Raw genomic sequence first — 12,417 nt, forward strand, 5'->3', positions numbered from 1 at the left:
AATCCTATAGAGCTTTTGTGTATGCAGCTCCTCTTTTAGTAAACAGGTGTTCGTCCTGTTGAAAAAAAGGGGAGCTTTTTTATTGGACATCCTGCCTACACCGGAACCGAATAAGCGATGACAGGCTGTTCCATCCCTTTCAAGTGATACGTTCGGGGCTCCAGATGGGGATACATGTGCTCGATATGGGAATAGGCCTCCTCCGTAATCAAGATCTCACCATTCGCGGCTGCGCCTTGAAGCCGTGCTGCTTTATTGACAACTGAACCAATGATCGTGAAGTCCTTATAGGCGGTACCGAATTCACCGATCGCAGCTGTCCCCGTATGGATGCCGATTCCGATCTGAACCGGAACATCGAGGCCCGCCGCTGCTCGAAGCTCAGACTGTACAGCCGCACACTTCCTCTGGATCTCGATGCCCGCCATCATCGCTTGGTGAACATGATCGTGCTGCTCGATAGGGAAGTTGAATATGGATAGCACCGCGTCGCCGATCATTTTGTTAATGATGCCGTCTCTTCTCCAGATTGCTGGAGCGCACTCGTCATAGAAGGCATTTAACAGTCGTGCGATCCCATCTGGGCCGACTTGCTCCGATAAGGCGGTATAGCCTCTTAGATCCGCGAACATGACCGTCGCTTGAATGTCGATTTGCTTATTCTTTTTGACCCTCGTGAACATCGATTCGCATAGGGTGCATAGGTTAGGATGCATGCGGCTCGGTCTAATGCCCATTAGGCGGAAAGGAACCGATAGCGGTGTACGAATAAAGATGGGCACCTTCATCTGCTGCCAGCAGCCCCGACAGTACACCTTCTTGAAATCATCCATCATTCCGATCTCACCCTCCACGATACGCAAGCTATATCCTTACTGAGTATACATGATTGACTAGAAGTTGACGATGGACAAGTCTCTCGCGCTATCATTCGATGTCGTACCTGCAGCGCATCTCCCCACACATTTACAATATTATAATAAAACCTTAATGTAACGTTTAAATTGCGTATACCCTTTTTCTTTATAATGAATAAGTGCGTCGGTTGGACAAGCGGTTGAGGCCGAGGAGTCGAACCGTAAAGGGACTTCAATCATTACATAATGGGAGAGGGGTATGAACAGCATGTTGTTCGGAAAGTGGAAACAAAGGCTTAGTGTTGCACTAGCAGCCGTTATGCTGCTCCAGCTAATTGTTGGCTACGGTGCAGCGCCTACAGCGGAGGCGACTACGGGAGCTCCGGGTGCTCTGAAGATTCATCAAGTATACGGCGGCGGGGGCAAGAGTGATACGCCGATCAGTCACAGCTTCATCGAGCTCTATAATACGACGGGAGCACCGGTCAGTCTGCAGGGCTGGAAGGTCGAATATTCCTCAGCACGCGTTGGCACACAGCACCTCGGTACGACGAGTGGCAGCTGGGTCACTCTGGACCTGTCGGGTACGATTCCGGCACATAGCTCCTACCTCATTCGCGGAGCGGCGGAGACGACGAGCTCGAGTCTGTTAAAATATGATGTAACGAAGTACGACTTGGAATGGACAGGTCGTTACATCGACAACGACCAGTACAATGTGCGTCTTGTTCATGACAGTACGGTTGTCGATCAAGTGACGGTGAAGGAAGCGCTGAAGGATGGCGGGGAAGGCTCGGCCATTGCGTCCATCTCGAAGCAGAAGACGGTTAGACGTGTAAGCTTCCAGGACACGAATAACAATGCGGCAGACTTCGAGGTGCTGGAGTACAAGGAGCAGACCCCGGATTTCGTAGCCACGTATCGACCGCGCAGCACGGTGGACGGACGCTGGGGCCTTGCGAGTCTGATGATTCACCAAGTATACGGCGGCGGTGGCAAGGGCAGCACACCGTTCAGTCACAGCTTCATCGAGCTCTACAACCCGACAGCTTCATCGATCAGCCTGGATGGCTGGAAGGTAGGCTACTCCTCCGTGCGCACAGGCAGCCACGCGGGCACGACGGTAGGCGAATGGGTGTATAAGGACTTGACGGGTACGATCCCAGGATACAGCTCCTACCTCGTTCGTGGAGCAGCAGAAACAACGACTGATAGCTTATTGAAGTATGGTGTGACTGCGTTCGACCTCGAGTGGACCGAGCGTTATATTGACAACAGTCAGTACAATGTAAGCCTGATCAACAGCGGCAAGGTGATCGATCACGTGACGGTGAATGAGGCGTTGAAGGATGGCGGCGAAGGTCCAGCCATTGCGTCCATTTCCAAGCAAAAGTCGGTTCGACGCGTGAGCTTCCAGGATACGAATAGCAACGCGGCGGACTTCACTGTATTAACATATGAAGGCGCTGCACAGGACTTCGTCACAGAGAACCGTCCGCGCAGCTTGGCTGACGGACCGTGGGGACTTGTGCCGACGTCGCCGGGTACGGACCCGAACCCGAATCCGGATCCAGGCAACAACCCAGACCCAGGTCCAGACCCGACTCCAATTCCGGGTGGAGGCTCCAGTGGTGGAGGTACGAACCAGCCTCCGGTGGATCCGATCCCGACGGTCCCTCAGGTTCCGACGCAGGGTGGTCTACCGGCTGTACAGGGAGGCTTCACGTACTTGGGCAGCTTCTCCACCGGCTTCCAGAGCGATGATGGCGGTGTAGCAGAGATCGTCAAGTACAATACGGACAACAAGAAGATGTACCTCGTGAACGGCAACGAGAAGAAGATCGACATTGTCAGTCTTGCGAATCTGCAGAACGGCAGCAACACGTTCACGCTCGATAAGCGGGTGGATGTGAGCGGGATGATTCATGGCTTCGGCTTCGGTGACATTACGAGCATCGATATCCATACCGGACGCAAGCTCATTGCAGCGGCGGTTCAAGCTTCTGACTACTCGAAGAAGGGTGCTGTGCTGCTGCTCGACTACAACGGTAATTATGTACACCATATCGAGGTCGGCGTGCAGCCGGATATGATTACGTTCACGCCGGACGGACAATATGTACTGACGGCTGATGAGGGTGAGCCGCGCAATGGCTATGGTAGCAGCGCAGTTGATCCGAAGGGCTCCGTAACCATTGTCAGCTTGAACAATGACAATAAAGCTGCTCAAGCTACAGTGGTCACCTTCGACGAATGGGATGCGAAGCGGTCGGAGCTGGTTGCGAATCAAGTGATTCTGAAGAAGAACACGATGCCTTCCGTTGATCTGGAGCCGGAATACATCGTCGTGAAGAGCGACAGCAAGACCGCTTACGTTACGCTGCAGGAAGCGAACGCGATCGCCACGCTCGATATTGAGAATGCACGTTTTACAACTGTAAAGGGACTGGGCTTCAAGGATCATAGTCTCCCAGGTAACGAAATCGATATTCATCGTAACAGCAAGGCCGATATTGTGAATCAGAACGTATATGGCGTCTATATGCCAGATGGCGCTGCTATCGCTGAGATCGGTGGCCTAACATACCTGCTCACGCCGAATGAGGGAGACGCGCGCGAATGGGCGGAATACAAAAATATTACGAGTAAGTCCGTAAACGGCGGGTCGATCGATGCGCTCATTAATGATGAGCACGACGGACTGGATACGAACAAGACCTACATCTTGGGCGGACGCTCCTTCTCGATCTGGAATGCCGATACGATGGAGCTTGTATACGACAGCGGCAGTGAGTTCGAGAAGAAGACGCTGGAGCGCTTCCCGAATTACTTCAACGTGTCGAACGATAACATAACGATGGATCACCGCAGCTCGAAGAAAGGACCAGAGCCTGAAGATGTGAAGGTGATGCAGGTCGGCGGCAAGTGGTATGCGATGATCGGTCTGGAGCGCGTTGGCGGCGTCATGATGTATGACATTACGAAGCCGTCTGAGTCGACGTACTTCGATTATATGAGCACAAGAGACTACTCCGCAGCAATGAAGGGCGATGTGAGCCCTGAAGGTCTTGCTGTTGTGAACGCGGCGAACAGCCCAACCGGTTACCCGCTCCTGCTCGTCGCTCATGAAGTGAGCGGCACTGTAGCGGTGTATCAGGTTAATCAAGGCTATGTGAAGCCGTTGGATGTCGCACCGTTCCAGCTGACTGTACAGAAGTCGGCGAACGCGGGCATGTCGACGTATCAATACGAGCTATCACGGACAGAGGGCGCTCCAAGCTACCAAGCAGACTTCTACATCGTTGTTCAAGTGTATGAAGGGACCACCTTCGACACACCGGGCCTGACGCTGATTAAGAAAGTGCAGGCCGGAACGACCTCGGTGGAGGAGCAGATTCAGGTCGGTCAGAACAAGAAGGTCAAGATCATGGTCGTCTCTGCGACGGAAGGCGATCAGATTCGAGTGCTTGCCGAAGCTTATGGGGTACAGTAAGGCATGCGGGCCGCCATACGAGGAGGAACACGAATGAACAAACTAATAGCTGTCGTACTGGCTATCATGCTGGCGCTCGCCATCGTGCCGATTGCTTCCCAAGCTTCCGCAGTGGCTGTCACCCTTCAGGTGCCGGGTGAAGTGAAGCTAGAACAAGAGCTGCTTATGACAGGAGCCTCCGCCGACTCGGATGTCGTCTTGTCCATCCGTAGCGCCTCAGGTGAGCTCGTCTACTTCGACACGCAGAAATCGGTGTCAGGGCAATATCACGGCGCGATCAAGGTTCCGTCTACGTGGGCGGTAGGCACCTATGAGGTGGCGGTCGTCTCTGGAGGTACACGGGTAGCGAAAAGTGTAACGGTGCAGACCTCCGACAACGGTGTTGGTAACGACAACGACAACGGCAATGGTGATGGTGGCAGCACACCAGCCTCGGGGTCCGGCATTCCTGGAGCACCCGCTCAGGAAGCTGCATTGAACGCGGCTGGCAACAGCGTGTCCGTACAGCTCTCCGCTGCTGACGTGAACGGTGTCTCGACTGCAGTTGTTCAGGCCGACCAGCTGAAGAAGTACGTGGACGTCTTCAAGTCGGCTGCCGCGAGCAGCAAGAGCACACCAGCTCTGCAGCTAAAGATTGAGGGTAATGCGCAGTCGAAGCAGGTCGTCCTGCAGCTGCCGAAGGAAGCTGCTGCATTGCTCGTGGACAGCGGCGTCCAGGCGCTCGTCATCGATACGCCGCTGGGCTCGATGGCCTTCGATCAGAAGAGTCTTCAGGCGCTTAACAAGAAGGACGCGGGAGAGCTTCGCATCGGAGCGTCCAAGGTTGATCCATCGACCTTGCCGTCCAGTGCCCAGTCTGCGATTGACGATCGTCCTGTGCTGGACCTGACCGTTAGCATCGGTGGAGCTGCTGTACCTGACTTCGGCGGTGGAACGGTCAAGGTAGGCATTCCGTATGCGCCAGCCGCAAGCGAGGATCACCATGCGCTCGTCATCTACTACATCGCAGACAATGGCCAGATGACGACGGTTGCGAACGGACAATATGACCAAGCGTCCGGTACGATGACGTTTGGTGCGAAGCACTTTTCCCACTATGGGGTAGGCTTCAAGAAAGTGAGCTTCGAGGACGTATCCGGCTGGTCCAAGGACTACATCACGTATATGGCTGCTCGCGGTATTGTACAAGGCTCAGGGGCGGGACAATTCGCTCCAGCCAAGGCTATCACGCGCGCGGAGGTGCTGGCGATACTCGCGAGAATGTCCGGCGATACACAGAAGCCTTATGAGGCTGGCTTGTTCACCGATGTGGACGCTACGGACTGGTACGCTGGTGCTGTTCAGTGGGGATCGAGCGCGAGCATCGTCCAAGGGACAGGCGAAGGTGTCTTCAACCCGAACGGCCTCATTACGCGGGAGGAGCTGGCAGTCATGATCAGCCGCTTCGCCGCGCATGCAGGCTATACGCTGCCGAAGACGAACGCCTTGCATAGCTTCGCAGACAGCGGCACGTTCAGCGCTTGGGCGAAGCTCGAGATTGCTGCGCTGCAGCAAGCAGGCATCGTGAACGGAATGGAAGGGAACGTGTTCCGTCCGCAAGGAACAGCTAGCCGCGAGGAAGCGGCGAAGATGCTGGCCGTATTGCTGCAAGGCATGAGTAAGTAAACGAAAAGCTTCCATATTAATGATATAGGGCCGCACAAGCAGCGGGAACGAAGCAATGTCGTTCCTGGCTGTCTCGTACGGCCCTATTGGCATTTTTCCGAACGATATGGCCTTGTCAGCGACTGCGATATGGAAATTCGTATTGATTATTCGGCGTTACCTCATATAATGAGAACAGATTCATATTCTGGCGTAAGGGGTGCCGAATGGCTCTTCAATTGATCGAGGCGTATATTCCGGAGAAGCATTACGCAAGCGTGCACGACAAGATTGCACAGTTCAACATCGTCTCCTTCTGGTCGAAGGAGCAGTCGGATACGCAGACACTGGTGCGCATTCTGGTGAAGACGGAGGACTCGGAGGACGTTCTGAACTACTTCGAGAGCATTGCCAACCTGATTGACGGCTTCGAGGTGATGCTGTTCCCCGTGCAGACGTTCCTGAAGCGCAAGGCTGACAACGCCGAGGAAGAGCTGGAGAAGGAGAAGGGCGAACAGCTCAAGCTGCTTCGAGCGAGCCGTCATGAGCTGTTTCTACAGATTGAAGCGTCGAGTAAATCGGACTTAACGTATCTATTATTCATTGTGCTGTCTGCCATCGTGGTCACGATTGGCCTGTTGAAGAACAGCTCCGCGATCATCATCGGCGGTATGGTCATCGCCCCGTTATTAGGTCCGGTCATCGCGCTGGCCTTCTCCTCGATTCTCGGCGATTATCAGCTGGTGAAGCAGTCGATCCTGACTGTGCTCAAAGGAATTATGCTAACGATCGGCATCTCGGTCGCCCTCAGCCTGTTCCTGCATGCGCCTCTGACGAATAGCGAGTTCGTGGCCCGAACACAAGTGGACCTAACGGATATTGTACTCGCTCTCGCATCGGGCGCAGCGGCCGCCTTATCGGTGCTGAAGCGGGTGCCAAGCTCCCTGGTAGGTGTCATGGTAGCGGTGGCGCTGCTGCCCCCGACGGTCGTGTTGGGCTTGTCGATTGGCGAGATGAGATGGGATAGTGCGATGGGAGCGTTATTATTGCTGCTGGTCAACATCAGCTCGATCTTGCTCGCGGGTATTATTACGTTCACGCTGTCAGGCATTAACCCGGTTCAATACGAGGAGGTTCGAAGAGCGAACAATTCGAAGAAGTACAGCCTGCTCTTCATTCTGCTTATCGTCCTCCTGCTCGTGGTGGCTGTGCTGTACAGTGAGTCGCTGATTGGCTCGGGGTCGTTGCTCTGAATGAGTCTTCACCTCAGACCGATGTGACGATTCGGGAACAGCGATATAGGTGACAAGATCGAAGGAGTGCGCATATAGCTCGCATCATAAAAAAGCCTCGGCTGTCGTTCAGCCGAGGCTTGCTACCGTCCTGAGATAGGGTGTCGCTCGAAGTAAGTGTTACAGTACGATATCGACACCAACGCTGTCGATGCGTCCCGATTCGCGAATGAAGGCAGCCACGGCTTGATGGTCCTCGTTCGTCGTGTACGCGTCCAGAGCCGCTTGATTCTCAAAGCGTACCATGAGCACGACCTGGTACTCCTTGCTGCGCTCTGCGATGTTGAGTCCGGCATGAATTTCGACGATGCCCGACAGTACATTCTTCAATGCTACAAAGCGGTCAATAATCTCTTGAAGCTGTGCTTGCGTAGTAGTCTCGGCAAACTTAATTAGTACTGTACGTTGAATCAAGGGAACTCCTCCTATCGTGATTGCGATTGTATCTTGTTCATCTTACATGGGACATGCAGGAAGATCAAATGCTGCTGGTAGGCATTACGCAGCTGTATGTGGCGCCTCGCTTGCACAGGGTTGATATCTGGTCAAGAGTTCGTTCGGCTCGCCCAGGCGTTCGCGGGAGCGTCGAAGCCGGTACTGCAGCTCCAGATCGACTTAACAATTGTTGGGGTTATTAATCCCGATCATGAAGGAAGTCGAAGTGAGACTCTGACTGACGACAGAGCAGCTCCGCTTGAGCAGTTAGAAGTATGTGCGACGCGTCGTCCAGATTACAGCTACGAGCTTCGAGAAGGGGATCCAAGCTACAATCCGGCAGCTTCAGGCTTCCGAGAAGCAGTTCTGAAGTAGGGCTGTAAGCCGCCGTTCATCGTCAACAACCAGCCGAAGGGCTGCTCCATGCGAAGATGGCTCTAGGAAGGGAGCACCGCGTGCAGCAGCATGATAATGCAGCTTCGCCAGCAGACGGCGCCGCTGCATTTTTCTTGTTTAGAGCGAAAGCAGGCAAGGTGTGCATGAGTTGGTAACGCTTTAATTTTCAACAATACATATCAAATACGTAGCAAGATACGTTAAATGAGTTTAAGACTAGTATGATATATTTTGAAATGTGCACATTAACATCATGATGGTTAAGCAGGTAAGGAGGATCCTTGTGGTTATTCATACGCCCACTAATCTAGCGCTCCGGAGGCTCGGGATTTACGTTAGGGCGGACGCAGACGATTGGCAATTCAATTGGCCTGTTCATACTCATGAAGGGCTTGAGGTGTATTACTTCCAGAGGGGCAATGCGAACTACGTCATTGGGGAAAATATACATGATCTATCCCCGGGAGATATGCTGTTGTTCTGCGGGGGGACGATTCATCGAGTCAATCCGACGAAGGAGACCGTTTACATTCGGAGCTATGTCAACTTCACCGAAGCGTTCCTGCAGCAGCAACTGGATGAAGAGATGTTCGGAAAGCTGATGTCGTTGTTCGAAGCTCCGAATGGGCTGCTGATTCGCTGGTCTCCGGAGGAGCGAGAGGAAGTGGAGATGTATTTCCGTGCGATCCAGAGAGAGAATGAGCGCGAGTCATTCGGTTATGAGGTCATTCTGAGGACGCTTCTCATTCAGCTGCTAATCGCTATCTACCGCAAGGTGAAGCGGTTGCACCAGATTGTGCCGAATGCGCATCAGTCCCACAGTCAAGAGAACGTGCGCCGTATTCTCCAGTATATTAACCAGCATTATACTAACAGTTTCTCACTGCAACAGCTATCGGGCGATCTCCATTTGAATAAGTACTATATGTGCCATTGCTTTAAAGAGGTGACCGGCTACACGATCAACAACTATGTCATCAGCAAGCGGATTGAGGAAGCGAAGAAGCTGCTGCGTACGACGGATGAACCTATAGCGTTCTTATGTGAAAAGCTCGGCTTTAATACGGCTGTTCATTTCAGCCGTTCCTTTAAAAAGTTAGTCGGGGTGTCGCCACAGCAATATCGCAAGCAAGCTGCAGGCTCTAGAGCTTGAATAAATATGATGATGAGAAGAGGGGTAGCTTCATGAAAAAGTTTATGAAAACGGTATCGATTACATTGTCAATTGCTATGCTGAGTATGGCATCTGTCGCTTGCGGGAACAAGGAGACTGACACAGCAACTGGCAGCAGCGAGGCGAAGCCCGCCAAGCTTGATTTCGTCTGGTTCTCGGATGGCAGCGAGGGCAAGATCATGGAAGGCATTATTAAGGAATACACTGCGAAAAAGCCTCACGTGACGGTCAATATGATCGAGGTTCCGTACAAGGATCTGTCTACGAAGCTGAAAACGATGGTTGCCGGTGGACAGCCGCCTGCGCTTGCCCGCATCAGTACATCTGAGCTCGGCGGCTTCGCCAATCAAGCGATCGACTTGAGCACCAGTAATGGCGGCCTTGATGCTTACACCGGACAATTCATAGACTCGTTGAAGCCCTTCTATGTGGTGAATAATAAAGCGGTGGCTGCTCCGATGGACGTCACAGCTAACGGTCTGATCTACAACAAAACACTGTTTGACAAAGCTGGTGTCAAGGTTCCGACCTCTCCAGATCAAATTTGGACGTGGGAGGACTTTACCGGAGCGCTGAAGCAGGTCATGGACAAGGGCGGCGCGAAGTATGGTCTCGTGTGGGACTACACCCCGCAGCGCTGGTCCACACTGTTGTACCAATTCGGGGGCAGCATGATGAGTGCGGACGGCACGAAAGCGACTATCAACAATGAAGCAGGCGTACAAACGGCAGAGTTCTTCAAGAAGCTGCACACGGATGGTCTTGCTCCGACGTCGGTATGGTTCGGCGGAGAGAATCCGAACAACCTGTTCCGTACAGGCACGGTGGCTGCTCATTTGGCTGGCAACTGGATGATCAGCAACTATAAGGACATCACGAATTTTGAGTGGGGTGTAACCTACATGCCGAAGGCGAAAAATCGTTCCTCGGTACCGGGCGGCAAGTTCGCGATGGCCTTTAAGGACTCGGGCGTTGAGAAGGAAGCGACCGATTTCATCAACTACCTGACGACGAAAGAGGTTAATGCCAAATATACGCAAGAGGCATTATTCCTAAGCCCGCGCAAGGACAATGCGAAGCTGGAATACGCTTTCGGCAAAGATATGATGGAGCTGTTCTCGAACGAATTGAACAATACGGTGCCTGCCGCGGCTGAGGATTGGTCGAAGCAGACGATTGTGCCGAAGTTCAGTAACGATCTGAAGAAGACGATATCCGAGATTGTCGCCGACAAGGTGACGGCGAAGGAAGGTCTGGATCAGGTCGCAGGTTTAATTGATAAGGCCATTCAAGATCAGAAGAAGTAACAGTGTGGAGAGACTGCTGCCGCGGGGTGACTGCGGCAGCGCTCCATTTTTATATAGGAAAGTTAGAAAGGAGTATGGAATATGTCTGCACCAGCATCGGCAGTCAAGAAGACAAGCAAGCGGCGGCCCGGTCAATCGTTCGGTTCAATCCCCTATCTGTTTGTGCTTCCTAACTTCCTGATCTTCACCACCTTTATTGTCATCCCTACGATTATCGGGTTCGTGTATTCCTTCCATGAATATGATGGGCTAAACCCGATGGAGTTCGTCGGCCTTGCTAATTATAAAGAAATATTTACGAACGGTGAATACTGGACGGCACTTGGGAAGACGTCGCTGTACGCGCTTATAGTCGTACCGGTAATTTACGGTCTCTCCCTTGCTGTGGCGATGATGCTGATTCAGCCCATTCAGATGAAGGGCTTTTTTCGATCTATTTTTTATTGGCCTACCATGATTTCCTACATTATTGTCGGCTTAACCTGGAAGTGGATTTTTGGTGATTTCGGAGTGCTCAATTACTTTATGTCATTGTTTGGCGTCGAACCCGTTCATTTCTTGTCTGATTCGTTTTTTGCTGGGGTATCCGTTATTATTGCGACGATCTGGTCAAGACTTGGCTTCTATATGGTCATCTTCATGGCAGGCTTGCAGGCAATCCCGAACGATTACTATGAGGCGGCCCGATTGGATGGGGCATCGAAGCCTCGGGTGTTCTGGAGTATTACCCTGCCGCTCTTGAAGCCGACGACGGTGCTCGTCATCATGCTCTCGCTGATTGAATCGTTCAAGGCGTACCCGCTATTATTCGCGCTTACCGGAGGAGGTCCGGGACGGGAGACGACATATATCGTGCAGTATATCTATGAGACCGGCTTTGCGAAGCAGGAGTTGGGTATGGCGAGCGCGATGTCGGTGCTGCTGTTCGTTCTGATCTCGGTGTTCACCGCCTTGCAATTCAGACTGTCCAAGGGAGGCAATGATTAACGTGGAACTGAAGCCAACAGCTAAAGCTGTGCTGTACGTAACCTTGTTAATACTGGCTGCGCTGTGGATATTTCCTGTGCTCTGGATCGTCATCTCGTCCTTCAAGACGAATCAAGATCTGTACAGCTTCCCGCCGCGGTTTTGGCCGGAGCCCTTCACGATGGAGCACTTTACCGCTGCCTTCGACAAAGGCAACTTCGGCACTTATTTCATGAATAGTTTGATTGTAACCGTAAGCTCGACGATTCTGCTGCTTTTGATTAACTCGATGGCAGGGTTTGCGCTCGCTAAATATCGCTTCAAGGGCGACATGATACTGCTTGTCGGCTTCATCTCGACGCTGATGATTCCGCTGGAGGTCATTATGATCCCGATCTTCAAGGTGCTCAGCTTCTTAGGGATGTTCAACAGCCTGCTCGCAATTATTATTCCTCCTGCGGCTACACCGACAGGTGTGTTTCTCATCCGACAATATTTACTGACCGTGCCGGATGAGTTGCTGGAGGCGGCCCGGATGGACGGCGCCTCGGAGTGGAGAATTTATTCGCGCATCATCTTGCCGATCTGTAAGCCGATTCTGGCTGTGCTGGCGATCTTCTCCTTCATGTGGCGGTGGGATGATTTCTTGTGGCCGCTAATTGGGATTAGTGATCCGTCTTTGTACACGATCCAGTTAGCGTTATCTAACTTCATCGGGGAATACAACGTAGATTGGGGCAGTCTGCTTGCGATGTCGGTCATTACGATGATTCCGGTGCTGGTCGTGTTCGTCATTTTCCAGCGGCAATTCGTTAACGGGATGGTTACGTCCGGTATGAAATAATATACTGTG

General features: G+C 52.6%; 10 protein-coding genes. 8 read left to right on the forward strand and 2 right to left on the reverse strand.

Going from position 1 to position 12,417, the window contains the following annotated elements; genetic code table 11:
• Positions 1-95: 95 nt before the first annotated feature.
• The gene (locus PAE68_RS01570) at positions 96-836 is read right to left on the reverse strand and encodes an adenylate/guanylate cyclase domain-containing protein (RefSeq protein WP_281883405.1); all 741 of its coding nucleotides are present in this window, start codon (positions 834-836) and stop codon (positions 96-98) included.
• Positions 837-1,125: 289 nt separating this feature from the next.
• Between PAE68_RS01570 and PAE68_RS01575 the strand changes: the two genes are divergently transcribed.
• The 3 genes from PAE68_RS01575 (at position 1,126) to PAE68_RS01585 (ending at position 7,247) form a co-directional block, all read left to right on the forward strand.
• A complete protein-coding gene (locus tag PAE68_RS01575; protein WP_281883407.1) occupies positions 1,126-4,350 on the forward strand; it encodes a choice-of-anchor I family protein in 3,225 nt (1,074 codons plus the stop codon).
• Between the two features lie 33 nt (positions 4,351-4,383).
• Positions 4,384-6,015 carry an S-layer homology domain-containing protein gene (locus tag PAE68_RS01580; protein WP_281883410.1) on the forward strand — a complete coding sequence of 544 codons (1,632 nt, stop codon included), beginning with the start codon at positions 4,384-4,386 and terminating at the stop codon, positions 6,013-6,015.
• 206 nt (positions 6,016-6,221) lie between these two features.
• On the forward strand, positions 6,222-7,247 hold the full coding sequence (locus PAE68_RS01585; RefSeq protein ID WP_281883412.1) for a TIGR00341 family protein: 1,026 nt from the start codon (positions 6,222-6,224) through the stop codon (positions 7,245-7,247).
• 159 nt (positions 7,248-7,406) lie between these two features.
• Here PAE68_RS01585 and PAE68_RS01590 read toward each other — a convergent pair whose 3' ends face one another.
• Positions 7,407-7,700, reverse strand: a complete 294-nt coding sequence (locus tag PAE68_RS01590) for a Dabb family protein (RefSeq protein WP_281883414.1) — start codon at positions 7,698-7,700, stop codon at positions 7,407-7,409.
• 96 nt (positions 7,701-7,796) lie between these two features.
• Here PAE68_RS01590 and PAE68_RS01595 point away from each other — a divergent pair, with 96 nt between their 5' ends.
• The 5 genes from PAE68_RS01595 (at position 7,797) to PAE68_RS01615 (ending at position 12,408) form a co-directional block, all read left to right on the forward strand.
• Positions 7,797-8,096: a hypothetical protein gene (locus PAE68_RS01595; RefSeq protein WP_281883416.1), complete on the forward strand. Its 300-nt coding sequence runs from the start codon at positions 7,797-7,799 to the stop codon at positions 8,094-8,096.
• 304 nt (positions 8,097-8,400) lie between these two features.
• On the forward strand, positions 8,401-9,270 hold the full coding sequence (locus PAE68_RS01600) for an AraC family transcriptional regulator (RefSeq protein WP_281883417.1): 870 nt from the start codon (positions 8,401-8,403) through the stop codon (positions 9,268-9,270).
• Positions 9,271-9,302: 32 nt separating this feature from the next.
• Positions 9,303-10,598, forward strand: a complete 1,296-nt coding sequence (locus PAE68_RS01605; protein ID WP_281883419.1) for an ABC transporter substrate-binding protein — start codon at positions 9,303-9,305, stop codon at positions 10,596-10,598.
• Between the two features lie 81 nt (positions 10,599-10,679).
• The gene (locus PAE68_RS01610; protein WP_281883421.1) at positions 10,680-11,585 is read left to right on the forward strand and encodes a carbohydrate ABC transporter permease; all 906 of its coding nucleotides are present in this window, start codon (positions 10,680-10,682) and stop codon (positions 11,583-11,585) included.
• Positions 11,586-11,592: 7 nt separating this feature from the next.
• Positions 11,593-12,408, forward strand: coding sequence for a carbohydrate ABC transporter permease (locus tag PAE68_RS01615; RefSeq protein ID WP_397379351.1), 816 nt, complete (start codon positions 11,593-11,595; stop codon positions 12,406-12,408).
• Positions 12,409-12,417 lie beyond the last annotated feature (9 nt).

It is taken from the genome of Paenibacillus sp. YYML68, assembly GCF_027923405.1.
Lineage (GTDB): Bacteria > Bacillota > Bacilli > Paenibacillales > NBRC-103111 > Paenibacillus_G.

Excerpts from the sequence above, each read along its gene's own strand:
- PAE68_RS01580 (WP_281883410.1), top strand. The coding sequence starts at position 4,384 with ATGAACAAACTAATAGCTGTCGTACTGGCTATCATGCTGGCGCTCGCC.
- PAE68_RS01575 (WP_281883407.1), top strand. The coding sequence starts at position 1,126 with ATGTTGTTCGGAAAGTGGAAACAAAGGCTTAGTGTTGCACTAGCAGCC.
- PAE68_RS01585 (WP_281883412.1), top strand. The coding sequence starts at position 6,222 with ATGGCTCTTCAATTGATCGAGGCGTATATTCCGGAGAAGCATTACGCA.
- PAE68_RS01605 (WP_281883419.1), top strand. The coding sequence starts at position 9,303 with ATGAAAAAGTTTATGAAAACGGTATCGATTACATTGTCAATTGCTATG.
- PAE68_RS01570 (WP_281883405.1), bottom strand. The coding sequence starts at position 836 with ATGATGGATGATTTCAAGAAGGTGTACTGTCGGGGCTGCTGGCAGCAG.
- PAE68_RS01610 (WP_281883421.1), top strand. The coding sequence starts at position 10,680 with ATGTCTGCACCAGCATCGGCAGTCAAGAAGACAAGCAAGCGGCGGCCC.
- PAE68_RS01595 (WP_281883416.1), top strand. The coding sequence starts at position 7,797 with ATGTGGCGCCTCGCTTGCACAGGGTTGATATCTGGTCAAGAGTTCGTT.